The organism is Chromatiales bacterium 21-64-14 (assembly GCA_002255365.1).
Classification (GTDB): Bacteria; Pseudomonadota; Gammaproteobacteria; order 21-64-14; family 21-64-14; genus 21-64-14.
In genome coordinates this window covers 35,767-52,859 of sequence record NCBI01000006.1, presented here as the reverse complement: position 1 = coordinate 52,859, position 17,093 = coordinate 35,767, and the positions used below count along the sequence as shown (strand labels likewise).

The following is a 17,093-nucleotide window of genomic DNA, read 5'->3' as shown; positions in this document are numbered from 1 at the left end:
GCATTTACTCAACCTTGATTAAAGGTCGGGTGATTCGGCGCCGCTGAAAGCCCAGAACCCCGAATCTGAGCGGCGTCCAAACCGCGACCGTTCTGGCCCAAGGAGACACCGTGACGCAAGCCCTGCTCATCACCCGGCATGTCCTCGAAGTGCTGAACGCGGCGCTCGCCGCAGACCGCCAACGGGTGGCCGAATCTCGACAGCGTCATCGCGCCACCGGTGCGGCTCTGGAGCCGGTCACCACCGCCCTGCTGGACTGGAACGATAAGCTCTACCGGATCGCGCGGGAGGGGATGGAACTCATGGAACAGTCGACCGGGCTCATGGAAGGAACCGGGACCTTTCATCATGGGCTCGCCGACCTCAAGGATCAGGTGACCGGGGTGGCCGCGGCGGTAGAGGAGATGGCCGCGACGGCGGAGTCCATCTCCACCCACGCCGGCCAGACGGCGGAGCGCGCCGGTGAGGGCAGCGGCAAAGTCCGGGAAGGCAACGTTTGCGCCTCCACCCTGGTGGGGGAACTGGACCTGCTGGAAGGGGCGGTCCGCACCATGGCCGACAGCATGGAACAGTTGGCCGGGTTCACCCAGCAGATCGACAAGCTCACTGCCATCGTCAAGGACATCGCTCACCAAACCAACCTCCTGGCCCTGAACGCCGCTATCGAAGCAGCCCGGGCCGGTGAAGCGGGCCGCGGCTTTGCAGTAGTCGCCGGCGAGGTCAAGCAGCTCGCCGACAAGACCGCCCAGGCGACTACCGAAATCGAATCCGTCACGGCCACCATGAACGAGTTGTCGCGCACCGCCACGGCATCGGTGCAAACCGGCCTGCAGCGGCTCTCCACCAGCGGCGAATCCCTGGAAACCGTGGTGGTAGCGTTATCGGATATCCATGCGGTGGTGAACGACGTTACCGAGCGTGCCCACCAGATCGCCGTGGCCGCCGGCGACCAGCAGCAGGTCTCCCATAGCATGGCACGCACCCTGAGCGAGATCACCAGCGAGCTGGAGGAAGAGAACCGCCGGATCGGCTTGCTTGCTGACCACGCGCGGATCGTCGCGGCGGCCGGCGCGCGCCAGCTCAACGCCTTTGCCGACTCTGAAGACGACCGGATCCTGTTGTGCGGGGTGAAGGGCGGACACCTGATGTGGAAACTCACCCTGGACGAGGCATTGCGTAAAAACGAGCCCGTGTCACCAGAGGGCGTCAAGGGCCATCAGGAATGCCGCCTGGGCCGGTGGCTGGCCAATCGGGGCCAACAGCGTTACGGCGTGCATCCGGCATTCCGCGGCTTGGTTGCCTCCCACCGCCAACTCCACGAGTGCGGTGCGGAGATCGCAGGTCGGCTGGCGTCCGGTAACCTCGACGCCGCGCGCGCGCAGATGGGTGAGATGGACAGCGCCCTGGACACCGTGTTCAGTGGCATCCACCAACTGCTGCGGGCCAATCCCGCGGAGGACACCCCATCGTGATCCGATTCGCCGGTGTCGCACTCTCAATCGCCTTACTGGCCATCGCACCGACGGTGCCGGCTGCGGAACTGCAGTCCACCGCCAGTATCCGGGACGCCGCGGCCCGGTTTCTGCGCGCCCAGCATGCCCGATCCACCGTGGGCGAGCTGCAAGTGAAAGTGGACGCCCTCGACCCGCGGCTGCGGTTGCCCAAGTGTCCCGTGGCGCTGCAGACTTTCCTGCCGCCGGGCGGCAGGGCGTTGGGGAACACGGCCGTGGGCATCCGCTGCACCGGAGCGCACCCCTGGACCCTCTATGTGCCGGCGCAGGTCGCCCTATACGGAAAAGTCCTGGTAGCGGCACGTGCCCTCACCCGGGGCACCACACTGACCAGCGACGACTTCCGCTTGGCGCGCCGCGACCTGAACGGCTTGGCCTACGGATACCTCACAAACCCCAAGACCGCATTGGGTAAACGGGCGCTCCGCCTCATCCCCGCAGGCGCCGCCCTCACCCCCAACACCCTCGCGTTTCCGCCCCTCGTGCGCCGTGGCCAACAGGTCACCCTCGTGGCAGGAGTGGGCGGCTTGGAAGTACGCATGGCCGGCACAGCCTTGGCGGACGGCGCCAACGGCGCGGATATCAAGGTACGCAACCTCTCTTCCAAACGCGTGGTGGAAGGCACCGTCGTGGCCACGGGTGTCGTCCGGGTCCCACTGTGAAGCCATCAGACTTGCTGGTGGATCAATAAGTAACCCTGAGGGGAGACACTTTAAAGTTTGCCCCACCCCGGCCGTCATACTGGGCAGCAAAAAGTACTACGGCGGAGGTAAGTTAGGACCATGGATATCAAAGACGTCAACAATTTGGCGAATCTGGGCCACGGCCACGTGGACAAAGGCGGTCGGACCAACGGTGCCACCCCCGGCGCGCGCGGCACGAACCACGGTACGCAGCAGGGGACCGCTACAAATTCCGATACGGTGCACCTCACCGCCGCGGCCGAACACCTGCAGCAACTGCACGCGGCTTTAGCCTCGGTCCCCATCGTCGATGCACAGCGGGTGGGCGCGGTCCGCCAAACCATTGCCAACGGCACCTTCGTGCCAGACCCACCCCGAATCGCCGACCGGCTGATCCGGCTCGACGCGCAACTCCCAGCACCCGGTAGACCATGAGTTCCGCGATCTACGGCGCTCTCGCTCGCCTGCTCCAAGAACAGTTGGAAGCGGCCAGCCGCTTGAACGCGTTGCTGGACCAGGAACAAAACGCCCTCACGCAGGTGGACCCCACCACGGTGGAAACCCTGACAGTCGACAAACAACAGCATCTGGAACAACTCGAGGATTGGGAGCGCCGGCGGCTCCAACTCTTGGCGTCCGCCGGCTACGCGCCAGGAAACCCGGGGATGACGGCATTCCTCCACGCCAACGATCCGGACGGAGTCCTCAGCGCAAAGTGGGAAGAGTTACTGACCCAGGTGCGGGCATGCCGGGACCGGAATCGGCGCAACGGCGGGATCCTCGAGATGAGCCGGATACGGATCCAGCAAGCGCTGGATATCCTGCGCGGCCAACTCCCGGGAGGATCCGGGTACGGACCCAAAGGCAAACCGCTGGGCCACAACCAGCGGCGCAGCATCGCCAAGGCCTGAGCCGACGGCGGCACCCGATGAACCGGCGCAGGGAGGCGCATCACGATGCTCCAGTCACAGCGACCGAGCCGCCTTGTGCGGCGCGGGGAAACACCCCCTGAGCACATGGAAAACCAATCCCGGCAAGACCCATTCGGGGCCGAAGAGAACGTTACCGACCCTACCCGGATCGTGGCCCTGCTCCGCGGCCTGATGGACAGTCACGCCCTGCTCTCCGTCTCGATCCCCGGCGAACAATCCCTCTACAGCAGTGCCCTGCTAGAGGTGGATCCCGATCTGGGCCACCTGCTGCTGGACGAACTGAACCCGCGCCGCGGTCATGAGCGCCTGTTGGAAGCGCGCAAGCTGCAGGTCATCGGCCGGCTGCACGGCATCGAGATCCGCTTTCCCGCGGCGGTGCAGGAGATCGGCGGCGCCGCGGGCATCGCCTACTATCAGTTGGCCATACCCGGCCTGGTCCGCTATCGCCAGCGGCGCACCCATTACCGGGTGGAAGTCGGCGCGTCCTTGGTGATCCCAGTTCAGCTTGCCCTCGGCCCCGAGCAACTCCTGGATGGCTCGTTGCATGATCTGTCGGTGAGCGGAGTCGGCGCCTATCTCGCCAGCGGCACCCTGCAACGGGGCGATACCGTCCCGGCCTGCGTGGTCCAACTCCCGGACGCCCCTCCGCTGCGCAGCGCGCTGGAGGTGTGCTATGTGCGATTCGACGAGGCACGGGGCAAACTGCGCATCGGTGGGCGGTTTCTCGACCTGACCCGCGCCCAGCAGAAGTGCCTGGAACGGTTCGTGGCCGAACTCGAGCGCAGACTGCTCCAGCGCCGCCGCCGCTAGCACCCGGCCCGGCGACGGTGCTAGAATAGCGCGCGCCGCGCGGAAACGTGGTAAAACCGCGACCGGGGCCGTAGCTCAGCTGGGAGAGCGTCGCGTTCGCAATGCGAAGGTCAGGGGTTCGATCCCCCTCGGCTCCACCATTTACTTCTAAGCGCTCCGAACCAGCAGGAGAGGAGGAGCGCTTCATCTGCTACCGTTAATCCCACGCACGCCAACACCAATTCGCGGTCATGTTATCTGGCGGAAAATGGTACCAGGCCCAGCCAACAACTTCCGCACAAAAGCCGCCCGAATACATCCAAACCCGTGCCGTGCTGCGTATTCCGCCCAACGCCATGGCCAACTGCAAGCGCAAAAGTGCCGCGTGTTCCGACGAAGCTGCCAAGCCATTAGTTAGAACGTAGCGCAACGGGTATTGATAGTAAGTTGGTTCCCAACTCGGGCCCTCCGCTCAGCTCAGCCCACCGCCCCACCAACGCTACTTAGACCCGCTGCGGGCCTTCCAACACCAAGTCCATCCCGCATCATGTGGCTACTTATTTCACGCCGCCGCAATCGGCACTCACCCATTTACCATCCTGACGAAATTCCGATTTATGGACCTGCGCGCCCCGTGTGACGGTAACCTGACCGGCACTCGTCACATGGGTGGGATTCAGTACATGAATTTTAACAACCGAATCCTGTGCCTGCCCGTCCGTCACACAATGCGACGTCTCGGTCCACTTCCCCGACCCGTCCTGCGTCACGCTTTGCGTGCAGTGGGGAGATTTTTTCCGCGCAGAGAAATCCATGCTCTTTATCTTCTCCTCGGTCAAACAAATTTTTAGCGCGATGTTGCGCGGCTCAGTTTCCATTTGTATCAACGCCTTGCGAAATTTCTCGCGCTGCTCCGGAGGCAGTTTGCTCAGGTCCGGCATAACAACACCCGCCCCCTTGATGGACGTTGCATATTCCCAAAGCCCGGGCTTCAGATCAGGTCCCGCGGACCATGCCGGCTGGACCACCGTGATGGATAGGCCAACAACAAGATACTGAATCGCGCGGATTCTGCGGCCTACCCGCAATGGGAGATTGCTGCACGTAGAATATTTGTCGCCATTGGGCCGCGGGTCGTTGCTCGTTGCGGCCCCAATCCCCATCTTTTGACCTGTCATTTTCGTAATCACAGTCACCCCCCCTATTCCACTATTCGCACGTTACCCTACGAGACTCCCCTTTTTTTTCCCATTCCGGCAAACAACAGCGTCGCCGGAAGCTCGTGTGGCAACCGCCTATGGGCGGCAGGAACTCCAACGCCAAACTTGCGGCGTCTGCGCTCGATGTCACTACAACGGCTCACTTTCAATCTTGTCCTGCAACTTCTCAAGCTCATCGAGAATGCGAAGGAATTTCTCCTTGAATGGCGTCACCCTATATTCCGCCCGGGGCGGAACCTCAGCGAATGCAACCCGTTCCAGAATTCCAAACTCGACGTTCCGCCTCAGACACTCGTTCAATACCTCCGTCGAAAGACCCTCGACAGATCGAACCATCTCGTCTGGCCGGTTGATCTCATTTGCCTGTAAATTGTAGGCGGCAAGTAACCACTTGCGCCGTAAATGGCCTCCACCATCCGGGCAGTACGTTCCGGCACTGACGTCCGGGAAAATTTATTCCCTATGTTTTTCATGAAAATGCGCCGAAAACTGCCTACCCAATGGCTTTGCACCGGCTTTCAATAGTATACCGCCGCCACTAAAGTGGCGCCCACGGCCTCTACGCATTCACCAGGAGATAAAGATGACCACGTCAAACGCAGCATGGGCAATGATTGTGGGCGGTTCAAGCGGCATTGGTTATGCCGTAGCCAAGCAACTACTCGAATCCGGCTCTAAAGCAGTGATCGTCGGCAACGACGCAAAAAAGCTCGAGCACGCCATCGCGGCGCTATCCAACTATGGCGTAATCGAGCCCTTGCAAGCGAACCTCTATGAGCCCTCCGGCATCGCACGCGTTACGGCGCTAGCCAACGATCATAACCGTCATATCAAGTATCTGGTAAACGCGGCTGGCTATTTCAAGCCCACCCCTTTCCTGGAGCACTCCGAGGAGGACTATGAAACCTACATGGCGCTGAACAAGGCCCTATTCTTTATCTCCCAAGCTGTCGCGAAGAACATGGTGACCCATGGCGGTGGCTCGATCGTGAACATCGGCTCCATGTGGGCGAAGCAAGCCATTAAAGCCACGCCGTCGTCAGCCTATTCAATGGCAAAGGCAGGCCTCCATTCACTCACCCAGCATATGGCCATGGAACTGGCCGACCACAATATCCGTGTCAATGCAGTCTCACCCGCGGTCGTCAAGACACCCATATACGAAGCCTTTATCGACCCGAAGCAAATCGACGCCACACTGGCGACATTCAATGCCTTTCATCCCATCGGACGTATCGGTGTCCCGGACGATGTCGCCAACACCATATGCTTTCTGCTTTCCAGCAAAGCCGCTTGGGTAACGGGCGCAATATGGGACGTGGATGGGGGCGTCATTGCAGGAAGGAACTAGAGCCGATCTCAAAAATCGCAAATAGTACAGAATATAACTGAGTGCGGGCTACGGGTGAGCGACCAACAGTCGGAACGCAACTGAAATTACATCCTGGAGGAACGCTTTTCCGCCGACCGCGTTGGCCGCAAGCCGATTCCTACCCGCCAAGTGCCGGAAGTCGGCATTTTGCGCATATTTCAAACAGATGGAGGGATTGGGAATAAGGTAAACGATGCACCTGTTGCAGGCCATAGGAAGTTGAATATCGAGGACTCCCTTTTGTAAGCTCCTTCCGGGAATCTGATCCTAACGGCGCGCGCCGTCGCGGAACGATTTGACGGGCCGGAAAACCGCTACCTATACTGAACCGCAGGCACGCCGGCCCGGTCCCCGGCATGATCCCCATTCTTAAGGAGCGGACCCCCCACATGCTGCAGGTCGCTGTGGTACGGCATGCGATCGCGGAGGACCGCGACCCCGGCGGTGACGCCACGCGGCCCCTGACCCCAGAAGGCCGCGCGAAAATGCGCCGCGGCGCCATCGGACTCGCGCGAATTCTTCGCGGACCAACGCGGTTGGTCAGCAGCCCCCTGCTACGGGCGGTACAGACCGCGGAACTCATCGCCCAGGCCTACGGCGGAGTTACGCTGGAACAGTCCTCCGTTCTTGCGCCCGGCACCTGTGGCGAGGATCTGCTGGAATGGGTCTCCACACACACCGCGGGCACGGTCATGATTCTGGTAGGGCATGAACCCATCCTGGGCTTGTGGGTCAGCGCGTGCCTGGACCGTACCGACCCACCCATGTTTATCTTTAAGAAGGGCGCCGCCTGTCTCCTCGAGTTTCCTGCCATGCCTGCGTTCGGGACCGCAGTGCTCCGCTGGGCCTACACGCCGCGCCAGCTCCGCGAGCTGGGCGACAGCGAGACACTATGAGAACGCCAGCGGATATCGGCCTGTTTCACCTTAGCGCCGTCGACGGGGCGCGACGCGGGTGCCTTGCCCAGATCCGCAACGTGAGCACCAGCGTCAAACAGCTGCGAGATACGGATGATCCGGAGGCGCTGCACAATCTCCGCGTGGCGCTGCGGCGCCTGCGGGTCATACTGCGGGCCTACGGCGCGTGGCTGAATACCGGAGACAAGATCCCGAGGTCGCTGGGACGCCTGCGGCGCACCACTAATGGCGCTCGCAACGCCGAAGCCGCGTCGGGATGGCTGCGATCCCCGCGCCCGGGACTTGCGCCACGGGAACGTCCCGGGGTGGAGTGGCTTATCGGCCAGTGGGAACAGCGCCAAGTCCGGGCCCGGCGTCGCGCGCAAAAGCGCGTCCCCGCCGCCTGGGCACGGATCGAGGAACGTCTGTTGGCGCGACTCGGAAGCCGGGGACCCGCCCCCTGGGCAGTGGGATTCGCTCAAGCGACCGGCGTGCAAATCCATCGCTATGCCGACGCGCTGGAGCGTGCGCTGATAGAACTACGGTCCGCGCCCGACGATCCGCAGGCGCACCGGGTACGCCTGCGCGTCAAGAGCGTGCGTTATCTGTTGGAACCCTTTGCCGGCCCTCTGGAAGGTGGCGCCGGGGTACTGGCTGGGTTGAGCGCGTTCCAAGATCAGCTCGGGGAACTCCAGGACAGTCATGTACTGGCGGAGCGCTTGCGCGCGATGACACGCAAGGCCACCGGACGCCATGGGTTGCGCGTGATAGAATCGGTGCTCGCCGACGCGCCGCTGGCACAATTGCGCCGCACCCTGCGGGACGACCCATTACCAGGACTGATGGCGATGGCGCAACAGTCCGTAGTCCGCCACCGCACCGCCTGGGTGGTACTGCACGCGCGAAGCATTGACCAAGACGCTGCGCTACTGGAATCGGTGCGGGCGAGCGCCCGCCGCTTGGCGACGTGCGGCACGGCGCCGCTGCGGGCGGTGCAAACCGCGGACTTGGAATAACCCACACCACGGTCGTGCTTGCCGGAGGCGGCGCAAGCGGACAGAATGGTCCCTGGATCCACCCGAGCCACGTCGCCGAGCTAACACATTCCCCGTGCCCCGCGCCAGGAAAGCCCTACCCGAGACCGTCGCTGCCGTCGATCTCGGCTCTAACAGCTTCCATATGCTGGTCGCCCGGCTCCTGGACGGGCAGCTCAGTGTGGTCGATCGCCTGCATGACATGGTGCGCCTCGCTGGTGGCTTGGACGCGGAGCGCCGCATCACGCAGGAGGCGGCGCAGCGCGCCCTCGCCTGCCTGGAACGCTTCGGCCAGCGGCTGCGCCATATGGCGCCGGGGAGCGTGCGCGCGGTCGGCACCAATACCTTGCGCAGCGCCCGCAATGCCCCGGAATTCCTGGCCGCCGCCGAACAGGCGCTCGGGCACCCCATCGAGGTGATCTCCGGGGTCGAGGAGGCGCGGCTGGTCTACGCAGGGGTCTCCCACAGCGTGGCCGACGACGGTAGCCGACGACTCGCCATGGATATCGGTGGCGGCAGCACCGAGCTGATCATCGGCGAGCATTTCGAGCCGGTACACATGGAAAGCCTCTACATGGGCTGTGTCACCATGAGTCGCGCCCACTTCGCGGATGGAGAGATCACCCCCAAGCGCTGGCGCCGCGCGGAGCTGGCGGCGCGCACTGAACTGGAACCCCACGTAGAGGCGTTCCGGCGGCTCGGCTGGGGCGACGCGATCGGCGCATCCGGTACCCTGCGCGCCATCCTCCGCGCGGTGCTGGAATCGGGCTGGAGCGACGCCGGGATCACCTTACCCGCCTTGCGCCGGTTGCAGGAGGCCCTGCTGAAGGCCGGTCATGTGGGCCGGATCAAGCTTCCGGGGGTGAGCGAGGCGCGCGTCCCGGTGTTTCCCGGCGGCGTCGCCGTGGCCCTGGCCACCTTCGAGGCGCTGGGCATCGAGCGCATGCGGGTATCCGACGGCGCGCTGCGCGAGGGCCTGCTGTTCGATCTCATCGGGCGTCATGCCCAGGACGATGTGCGCGGGCGCACCGTGACGAACTTGGCAAGCCGCTACAACGTCGATCTCGCACAGGCCCAGCGGGTGGAACGCACCGCACTGGACTTTCTCGGCCAAGTGGCGGGGACATGGTCCTTGGACGAGGATGCCTCGGAACGCCTGCTGAGCTGGGCCGCGCGGCTGCACGAGCTCGGCATGGGCATCGCCCACAGCGGCTACCACAAGCATGGCGCCTACGTGCTCGCCAACGCCGATCTGGCGGGTTTCTCGCGCCGTGACCAGCAATTGCTTGCGGCCGTCGTCCGCGCCCATCGGCGCAAGTTTCCCGTGGCAGTGTTGCGCGAACTGCCCGCGGCGTGGATTCAACCCGCAACCCGCCTTGCCCTCATCCTGCGCCTCGCCGTGGTGGTGCATCGCAGCCGCAATCCTAACCTCCCTCCTCAGATACAGCTGGAAGGCGATGCGAAAACCATCGCGCTGCGCTTTCCGGAGGGGTGGATGGAAGCGCATCCTCTCACTCAGGCGGATCTGGAACAGGAAGCCGACTACCTGAAGGCCGACGGCTACACGCTGACGATCACCTAGCGCGCATGGTTCATGAGTGGGCCCGAGGGATGGTGAGGTTCGCCACCGGTATGGGCGCCGTCCTGAGGTCGCCGCCGCGCCCGTGTGACAAACACCGGCGCGAAGCGCGGACTGTCGCGCGGCGGGTAGACCGCCCGTTAACCGGCCAAGCTGGCCAGAAGGGCCTGCTGAACGGAGAACGGCGCGCTCCCGCCCCGGGGGGTACGCCGCTGATAGGACCCGTCGGACTGGAGCACCCATGCCTGGGTGTTGTCCTTGAGATAGAGTTTGAGTTCCTTCACCACCCGCTCGCGCAACGCGCGCGATTCAATCGGGAAGCAGACTTCCACGCGGCGAAAAAAATTGCGCTCCATCCAGTCGGCACTGGCACAGAACACTTCCGGCTCACCGCCGTTGTGGAAGAAATACACCCGGGTATGTTCGAGAAAACGCCCGACCACCGAGCGCACGCGAATCCGATCCGACACCCCCGGAACTCCGGGGCGCAGGCAGCAGATACCGCGCACGATCAGGTCGACACGCACCCCGGCCATGGAGGCCTTGTAGAGCGCTTGGATGATCTGCGGCTCCACCAGCGAATTGAGCTTGACGATGATGCGCGCAGCGCGCCCTTCCGCGGCGTTCCGGGTCTCCCGGTCGATCCGCGCGAGCATACCCTCGTGGAGGGTGAACGGGGACTGGAGGATCTTGCGGATCTTCGACGCCCGACCCACGCTGGTAAGCTGCAGGAAGATCCGGTGGACATCTTCACCGATCACCGGATCGGCGGTAAACAAACCGTAATCCGTATACAGCCGCGCGGTCCGGGGATGATAGTTTCCGGTACCGAGATGCACATAGCGACGCAGCACGCGCCCCTCGCGCCGCACCACCAGCATCATCTTGGCGTGGGTCTTGAACCCGACGATCCCGTAGACCACATGTGCGCCCGCCTCCTGCAGGCGAGTGGCCAACCCGATATTGTCGGCCTCGTCGAAGCGCGCCCGCAACTCGATGATCACGGTGACTTCCTTGGCCGCCTGGGCGGCGGCCACCAAGGCATCCACCACCGCGGATTCCGGGCCCGTGCGATAAAGAGTCTGCTTGATGGCGAGCACGTCGGGATCGGATGCGGCTTGACGCAGGAGGTCGATGACCGGCAGGAACGACTCGAACGGATGGTGCAGCAACATATCCTGACGGCGCAGCACTTCGAACAAGTCCGGGTTGCCCATGAGGCGCGCCGGGAGACTGGAGCTGAAACCGGGATACTTGAGATCCGGACGGTCCACGAGGTCGCAGACGGCGGACAGGCGGTTCAGATTCACCGGCCCGTTGACCTGATACAGGTCGTCGCGGCCGAGCTGAAATTTATTCAGCAAATAATCCACCATGTCGTCCGGGCAGTCATGGGCGACCTCCAGGCGCACTGCCGCCCCGTAGCGGCGCGAGGCCAATTCGCCCTCGACCGCACGCAACAGGTCGTCGATTTCCTCCTCGTCCACGAACAGGTCGCTGTTGCGCGTGACCCGGAACTGATAACAACCGTTGACCTTCATGCCGGTGAACTGCTGATCGATGAAGGCATGTATGACGGAAGACAGGAACACGAAGTCACAAGGCCCGCCTCCGGTGTCCTCCGGAGGCAACTGGATGATGCGCGGCAGCGCCCGCGGGGCCTGAACCACCGCCACCTGGGCACCGCGCCCGAAGGCGTCCTTGCCCTCCAAAGATACGATGAAATTGAGGCTCTTGTTCAGAATACGCGGAAACGGGTGAGCCGGATCCAAGCCCAGCGGGGAAAGCACCGGCAGCAGACTTTCTTCAAAGTACTTGCGTACCCATGCCTCCTGAGGCTCGGTCCATTCCGTACGGCGGATGAAACGGATGTTCTGCTCGGCGAGCCGCGGGATCAGCACATCGTTGAGGACGCGGTACTGTTCATCCACCAATCTCCGCGCCTTGGCGCTGATTGCCTTCAGCACCTCCTGGGGAGTGCGGTTGTCGGGCCCGGATTGCACTGCGCCCAGTTCCGCACGCTGCTTGAGCCCAGCGACGCGGATCTCGAAGAATTCGTCGAGGTTGGTACTGGCGATACACAGGAAGCGGAGCCGCTCAATGAGTGGCGCCGTCTCATCCTTGGTCTGTTCCAATACGCGGTCGCTGAATTCCAACAGGCTCAGTTCACGATTGAAATAGAGTTCTGGCTGCTTCAGGTCGATGATGTCCATGGCGTCCTATCGCCGACCACAAATATTTCATGGTAACTGCTGTATATTTAAAAGTCATGACATACCGCGGCCCGCGCAACGCTGGCGCGGCACCGAACCAGACGGGCGTGAAGCGGGGTTCAGACCGCGCGGACCCGAATTCTCCCGTGGCCAGGGAAGCCGATCACCGGCTGGCCGCGGCGCACTTCGCGCAGATAGCGCTGGACTACCCGGAGCCTCTCCCGGAACGAGAACCGCAGATCGCCCGGGAGCCGAAGGCCAACGTCCTCCGGCATCTAGTACCGCGTGTGCATGGCGCCACCTCCGCGCCGAGTGGGTTACCCATCCCCCTGCCGCGTGCCGGCGCCCGGTCGGGCACCCTTGAGCATTACCTGCCACCGCGCCTATACCGCTTCTTTGATAATTACTGATAATTATCCATATATAATTCAATTTATTATTGAATTCACTGGTAAAGCGTACCAGGGCCGCCGGAACGGCACGCCGCTCCCTTGGATCGGAGCTTCAGTTATGGGACCATAGCGCGGTGCCGACGCCGGGGCACGGCGGCCCAGGGAGGCCACGCCGAATCCGCCTGCGGTCTCATCATGGCGCCGCACGCGACCCGCGCGCCGCCGGACTTCGCAACCATTGAGGGGACATCATGAAAAAGAAACTTCTCCTGGCATTCCTGGCTACGACCCTCCCGCTGGGGGCATGGGCTCAGGGCGCCGCCGGTCTGAAGACCGAGAAGGAGCGGCTGAGCTACGCCATCGGGTTCCAGATCGGCCACAATCTGAAGGACCAAGGCGTGGATCTGGACGTCAAGGCCCTCAGCTTGGCGGTCGGGGACGTGCTCTCCGGGGCGACCCCCAAGCTCACCGCTAAGCAGATGCAGGTTGCGGTAATGGAATTCCAGAAAAAGAAGATCGCCGAACGGACCATGGCGGCAGAGAAAAACGAGAAGGCGGGTGAGGCCTTCCTCGCGGCCAACCGGAAGAAGAAGGGCGTGGTGGAACTGCCCGACGGTCTGCAATATAAGGTACTGCACAAAGGTACCGGCCCGAAGCCCACGGCCGGGGACACAGTGGTGGTGAACTATCGGGGAACCCTGCCGAACGGTACCGAATTCGACAGTTCCTACAAGCGCGGCGAACCCGCTGAGATCCCGGTCGGACAAGTAATCCCCGGTTGGCAGGAAGCGCTGAAACAGATGCCCGTGGGTTCCAAGTGGCAGGTCGTGATCCCCGGTAAACTCGCCTATGGCGCGCGCGGCGCGGGGGATGCGATCGGTCCGAATCAGACTTTGGTATTTGACATCGATCTGCTGTCCATCAAGCCGCCGGCGAAACCGGTCACCAAGGCCGACTAACCGGGGACCGGGACCCAGGTCGGGGCACGGCTCAGATCGCCATGCCCTGGCCTGGAACCCGCTGGCCTGTGAACCCGGTCGCTGCACCGGTGCCCTCGGCCAGGCACAATGCCGATCGTAAGCTGCGGCGCGCATGCGTCTCGGCGCCCGGCACCGTCAGGACGGCCCACCTGTGCGACCTGCCCTCTGGACCCACCACCGGTTCCTGATTGTCATTGCCGCCGGCTGCATGGTGCTCGGCACCTACACGGCCGCCTTGCAATCTGTGGAAGACCGTGCCTACGAACTCGCCGCGCGCCTCCTGCCCCCTGCGCCGGATTCCGCCGCGGTTGCGGTGTTGGCCATCGATACCGCCACCCTCGCCCGCATGGGTCCGTGGCCCTGGCCGCACGATTTGCTGGCCGGGATCGTCACGCGCCTGCAAGACGTCCACCCCCGGGCCGTAGGCCTGCTGCTCCCCCTCGCGGGATCCCAGACACCGCCGGGTCTCGCGCAGCTGCGCGCCGACGCGCAGACGATGAACAGCGCGGGGGCCCGGGAGGTGCGTGCATGGCTGGCCCATGCCGACCCCGATACCGTACTGGCACAAGCCCTCGCGGAAACGCGGAATGTCATACTCGCGGCCTACGGTCACACCACCTCTGAAACGCGGCCGCTGCCCGGCGCCTTGCAATCCGCAGTGGTGACCGCTCGGGACCTGCTGCCGCCCCCCTACCCCACGCTGTTGCGACCCTTCCTGGCGCCACCTGGCACCCCGCCCCAGGTGGTACGCGCACCCCTCGAGTCCCTGATGCGCGGCGCGGCGGGCGTAGGCCTGGTCCACACGCAGCAACGCCGCGCGCGGGGCGCCGCGCTGCTCCCCCGGGTGGACGGTCAACGCCTCCCATCCTTCGCGCTGCGGCTCGCGGCCCAGGCGGTAGAGATGCCGATGGGCGCCGTGGTACCGATGCCGGGTCGTGGGATCCAGATCGGCCAGCTCATGCGCCGCACAGGGCCGGGTTATCGGTGGTATCCGCAGCCGCCCCGGGATACCCGCGGCGGCCTCGCGGTACCTGTCTATTCGCTGGCACGCTGGTGGGCAGGCGAGGTTCCAGCGAGCCGGTTGCGGCAGCGGATCGTGCTCGTGGGTCTCACCGCGCCCGACCAGATGACGCCGTTCCCGGGTGTCGGGGGGCTGCGCTATACCCCGGTTACCTGGAACGCCGCGGTGGTGGACAGCCTGTTGAACGGCACCGGTATCACCGTACCGACGTGGTTCTTCGGAGCACAGCGCGCCCTGATTCTCCTGCTGGCGCTATGGCTGCTGCTTCTGCCTTCCGCCATGCACGGGCGCCGCGGCCTGTGGCTGAGCGGCGCGCTCGCCCTGCTGCTGCTCAACGCCGAAGTGCTCGCACTCGTAACCCATCTGCTGTGGCTGCCCCTGACACTACCGGCGGTATTCCTGGTGACGACCCAAATGGTGCTCGCGGTGGGACACCGGATGCGTGGAATCGTCGCCGCCGCCCACGCCGCGCTCCAGACTCAGGGACGACTCGACGAGGCGTTCGAGATCCTGTGCCGCTGCCCGCTGGATGCAGCCGTGGTGGAATCCCTGTATTCATTGGGACAGGAGTTCGAGCGCCGCCGCCAGTTCCCTAAGGCCATGGCGGTCTACGCCCGGATCGCCCGTCACGACGCTGCGTACCGGGACATACGGGAGCGCCACGGGCGCTTGGCATCCGTCGCCGAACACTTTCCGTCCGCGGCCGGGGCCGGGGCCGGAGTAGGACTCGGGGCTACCAAGACCTTGGTGATGAACGATCCGCGGGTGGAGAAACCCATGCTCGGGCGGTACCGCCTGGAACGCGAGCTGGGCAAGGGCACCATGGGGATGGTCTACCTGGGCGCCGACCCGAAGATCGGACGGCCGGTGGCCATCAAGACCCTGGCATTGTCCCAGGAGTTCGAAGGCAGCGCCCTGCAGGCGGCCGAACAGCGTTTCCTGCAGGAGGCCCAGGCCGCCGGGCGGCTCGATCACCCCAACATCGTGACAATCTATGACGTCGGTGAAGAGCACGACGTGGCCTACATCGCCATGGACTACGTGGAGGGGGAAAACCTCGAGTCGTTCACGGCACCGGACCGGCGCCTGCCCGTGGGAGAAGTGCTGGACGTCGGGGCACAGGTGGCGGACGCATTGGACTACGCCCATCACCGCGGCGTGGTCCACCGCGACATCAAACCGGGGAACATCCTCTACCCCTGCGATGGTGGGAACATCAAAGTGACCGACTTCGGTATTGCTTCCCTGACTGACAGCCATCACACCCGCACCGGAACCCTGTTGGGGAGCCCGTCCTATATGTCGCCGGAACAGGTGGCGGGAGACCGGGTGGACGGGGCGACGGACCTGTATTCCCTAGGTGTCACCCTGTATCAGCTGCTCACCGCCCAACTGCCGTTTACCGGGGATTCGCTGGCGACCTTGATGTACCGTATCGCTCACCAGCGTCACGTGGACATCCGCAAGCAGCGCCGTGGCCTGCCCGCCTGCGTCGGCCGGGTTATCAACACCGCCCTGCAAAAAGACCCGAAAAAACGCTACAGCGACGGCGCCGCCATGGCCGCGGCACTGCGAAAATGCCGTCAGCAGGTCAAGGGCGGGCGGCGCCGGGGTCCGAACTGATAGCGCCCCACGCCATCACACCAGCGCAACGCCGCTTGGTTCAGAAGGAGGCAACACCATGCCCAAACTCGTACACAGCCTGGAAGGCACCGCCATCCGTGAGTACGAAATAGTTTCGGGAACGCTTCGCGTCGGACGCGGCCCGGAGAACGAGATCCGGATCGACGACCCCACCGTCAGCACCCGGCACGCCCTGCTGACGGTCCGGCCCAGTCCCTACATGGAAAGTCTGTGTGACGTCGTCGTGGAGGATCTCGGCAGCACCAACGGGACCCAGGTGAACGGCAAGCCAGCGACACGCCATCTGCTGAAACACGGGGATGTCCTGCGGGTGGGAGCACAGGAGCTGCGCTTCGTCAGCGAGGACGGGCTCGACACCGAAGGCACCCGGATTCTGCTGCCAGACTCCGATGCGTAGGCACCTGGATACGCCGCGGGCCGGTGCGGGCGGCACGCGACCCACCGATCCCACAGCGCTGGTAGGTTCCCGCCCGATCGCCGCGCACCGCGTCGTGCGCCGCGACGCGTCATAAAAAATGCGGGCTATCCGCCGGGCGGCGCGTCATCTCGGGAATGCTTGCCGCGGGCCTCGTTCACACGCAACGCGCGGCCCTGAAACTGCGCCCCGTTGAGTCGCTCGATCGCCGTATCGACGGCTCCCGGCTCCATCTCCACGAATCCGAAGCCGCGCGGCTGTCCGGTCTCGCGGTCAGTGACTAGCGTGACGGAAAGCACCACGCCGTGCTGGGCGAACAACGCACGCACCTCATTTTCCGAAGTATCGAAGGGCAGATTCCCCACGTATATCGACTTTCCCATCGCTGACTTTCAACCCCCTGGGTCAAACC

Annotated in this window: 16 protein-coding genes, 1 tRNA gene and 1 pseudogene; 14 read left to right on the top strand and 4 right to left on the bottom strand. The window is 64.0% G+C overall.

The window, feature by feature from the left end; genetic code table 11:
* The first annotated feature begins 110 nt into the window (after positions 1 to 110).
* The 6 genes from B7Z66_05215 to B7Z66_05190 all read left to right on the top strand — a co-directional run bounded on the left by B7Z66_05215 (position 111) and on the right by B7Z66_05190 (position 4,076).
* Positions 111 to 1,472, top strand: a complete 1,362-nt coding sequence (locus B7Z66_05215; GenBank protein OYV77244.1) for a hypothetical protein — start codon at positions 111 to 113, stop codon at positions 1,470 to 1,472.
* On the top strand, positions 1,466 to 2,173 hold the full coding sequence (locus B7Z66_05210; protein ID OYV77243.1) for a flagella basal body P-ring formation protein FlgA: 708 nt from the start codon (positions 1,466 to 1,468) through the stop codon (positions 2,171 to 2,173). The genes B7Z66_05215 and B7Z66_05210 overlap by 7 nt, the downstream gene beginning before the upstream one ends.
* Before the next feature lie 120 nt (positions 2,174 to 2,293).
* On the top strand, positions 2,294 to 2,629 hold the full coding sequence (locus B7Z66_05205; GenBank protein OYV77242.1) for a flagellar biosynthesis anti-sigma factor FlgM: 336 nt from the start codon (positions 2,294 to 2,296) through the stop codon (positions 2,627 to 2,629).
* Positions 2,626 to 3,105 carry a hypothetical protein gene (locus tag B7Z66_05200; GenBank protein ID OYV77241.1) on the top strand — a complete coding sequence of 160 codons (480 nt, stop codon included), beginning with the start codon at positions 2,626 to 2,628 and terminating at the stop codon, positions 3,103 to 3,105. The genes B7Z66_05205 and B7Z66_05200 overlap by 4 nt, the downstream gene beginning before the upstream one ends.
* Before the next feature lie 45 nt (positions 3,106 to 3,150).
* Positions 3,151 to 3,936: a hypothetical protein gene (locus B7Z66_05195; GenBank protein OYV77240.1), complete on the top strand. Its 786-nt coding sequence runs from the start codon at positions 3,151 to 3,153 to the stop codon at positions 3,934 to 3,936.
* Positions 3,937 to 4,000: 64 nt separating this feature from the next.
* Positions 4,001 to 4,076: transfer RNA gene (locus tag B7Z66_05190), tRNA-Ala, on the top strand.
* 396 nt (positions 4,077 to 4,472) lie between these two features.
* On the opposite strand, the gene B7Z66_05185 is transcribed toward B7Z66_05190, so the two are convergent.
* Positions 4,473 to 5,111: a hypothetical protein gene (locus B7Z66_05185; protein OYV77239.1), complete on the bottom strand. Its 639-nt coding sequence runs from the start codon at positions 5,109 to 5,111 to the stop codon at positions 4,473 to 4,475.
* A gap of 153 nt (positions 5,112 to 5,264) precedes the next feature.
* Positions 5,265 to 5,608, bottom strand: a pseudogene (locus tag B7Z66_05180) (transcriptional regulator).
* A 110-nt stretch (positions 5,609 to 5,718) separates the two neighbouring features.
* Between B7Z66_05180 and B7Z66_05175 the strand changes: the two are divergent.
* The 4 genes from B7Z66_05175 to B7Z66_05160 all read left to right on the top strand — a co-directional run bounded on the left by B7Z66_05175 (position 5,719) and on the right by B7Z66_05160 (position 10,019).
* On the top strand, positions 5,719 to 6,486 hold the full coding sequence (locus B7Z66_05175) for a sugar dehydrogenase (protein ID OYV77238.1): 768 nt from the start codon (positions 5,719 to 5,721) through the stop codon (positions 6,484 to 6,486).
* A gap of 377 nt (positions 6,487 to 6,863) precedes the next feature.
* On the top strand, positions 6,864 to 7,403 hold the full coding sequence (locus B7Z66_05170; protein ID OYV77237.1) for a hypothetical protein: 540 nt from the start codon (positions 6,864 to 6,866) through the stop codon (positions 7,401 to 7,403).
* Positions 7,400 to 8,419 (top strand): hypothetical protein, encoded by a 1,020-nt coding sequence (locus B7Z66_05165; GenBank protein OYV77236.1) that lies wholly within the window; start codon positions 7,400 to 7,402, stop codon positions 8,417 to 8,419. The genes B7Z66_05170 and B7Z66_05165 overlap by 4 nt, the downstream gene beginning before the upstream one ends.
* A gap of 94 nt (positions 8,420 to 8,513) precedes the next feature.
* A complete protein-coding gene (locus tag B7Z66_05160) occupies positions 8,514 to 10,019 on the top strand; it encodes an exopolyphosphatase (GenBank protein OYV77235.1) in 1,506 nt (501 codons plus the stop codon).
* Positions 10,020 to 10,156: 137 nt separating this feature from the next.
* Here B7Z66_05160 and B7Z66_05155 read toward each other — a convergent pair whose 3' ends face one another.
* The gene (locus B7Z66_05155) at positions 10,157 to 12,229 is read right to left on the bottom strand and encodes a polyphosphate kinase 1 (protein OYV77234.1); all 2,073 of its coding nucleotides are present in this window, start codon (positions 12,227 to 12,229) and stop codon (positions 10,157 to 10,159) included.
* Between the two features lie 56 nt (positions 12,230 to 12,285).
* Here B7Z66_05155 and B7Z66_05150 point away from each other — a divergent pair, with 56 nt between their 5' ends.
* From B7Z66_05150 to B7Z66_05135, 4 genes are all read left to right on the top strand, one after another.
* The gene (locus B7Z66_05150) at positions 12,286 to 12,639 is read left to right on the top strand and encodes a hypothetical protein (protein ID OYV77233.1); all 354 of its coding nucleotides are present in this window, start codon (positions 12,286 to 12,288) and stop codon (positions 12,637 to 12,639) included.
* A gap of 233 nt (positions 12,640 to 12,872) precedes the next feature.
* Positions 12,873 to 13,580 (top strand): hypothetical protein, encoded by a 708-nt coding sequence (locus tag B7Z66_05145; protein ID OYV77232.1) that lies wholly within the window; start codon positions 12,873 to 12,875, stop codon positions 13,578 to 13,580.
* Positions 13,581 to 13,713: 133 nt separating this feature from the next.
* Positions 13,714 to 16,245, top strand: coding sequence for a hypothetical protein (locus B7Z66_05140; GenBank protein OYV77231.1), 2,532 nt, complete (start codon positions 13,714 to 13,716; stop codon positions 16,243 to 16,245).
* 58 nt (positions 16,246 to 16,303) lie between these two features.
* On the top strand, positions 16,304 to 16,663 hold the full coding sequence (locus B7Z66_05135; protein ID OYV77230.1) for a hypothetical protein: 360 nt from the start codon (positions 16,304 to 16,306) through the stop codon (positions 16,661 to 16,663).
* A gap of 125 nt (positions 16,664 to 16,788) precedes the next feature.
* Here the strand turns inward: B7Z66_05135 and B7Z66_05130 are convergent, their stop codons facing one another.
* Positions 16,789 to 17,064: an RNA-binding protein gene (locus tag B7Z66_05130; protein ID OYV77229.1), complete on the bottom strand. Its 276-nt coding sequence runs from the start codon at positions 17,062 to 17,064 to the stop codon at positions 16,789 to 16,791.
* Between the last annotated feature and the right edge of the window lie 29 nt (positions 17,065 to 17,093).